Here is a 512-nt window from a genome sequence, read left to right as displayed (position 1 = left end):
AGCGCGGAAAATCGCCATCACACCACGACAAAAACCGAACAAAAACAGAGCGGCTTAACCGTGGCGCTGAGTGGCGCCGCAGGCGGGGCCGTCAACAGCGCGGTGCAAACAGCCAGAACCGCCCGCAATGAAAGTGACCCGCGAGTAAAAGCCCTGCAAAACACTCAAGCCGCCCTTAGCGGATTGCAAGCGGCGCAGGCTGGCCGACTGGCGGAGGCTCAGGGCAGTGACGACAAAGGCAATAACAATCTGGCCGGGGTGAGCCTGTCCTACGGGCGTCAATCTTCCCGTTCAGAACAGCAGCACCGCCAGACCACTCAACAGGGCAGCCATCTCGCTGCCGGGGATAACCTCACGATAACCGCCAAAGGGGATGGCAAAGGCGCATCAGGCCAGAATGGCGATATCCGCATTCAGGGCAGCCAGTTACAGGCGGGCAAAGACCTGCAACTCAATGCTCACCGGGATATTCAACTCTCCTCCAGCCAGAACACCGAACAGACGACCGGCAA

General features: G+C 59.6%; 1 protein-coding gene. It reads left to right on the top strand.

The features are described 5' to 3' along the window. Positions 1–512, top strand: a 512-nt coding sequence (locus tag EAE90_RS23380) for a hemagglutinin repeat-containing protein (RefSeq protein WP_214055467.1), incomplete at both ends; no start/stop codon positions are given.

The organism is Photorhabdus caribbeanensis, assembly GCF_018448885.1.
Lineage (GTDB): Bacteria > Pseudomonadota > Gammaproteobacteria > Enterobacterales > Enterobacteriaceae > Photorhabdus > Photorhabdus caribbeanensis.
This window is presented reverse-complemented; position numbering and strand designations above follow the sequence as displayed.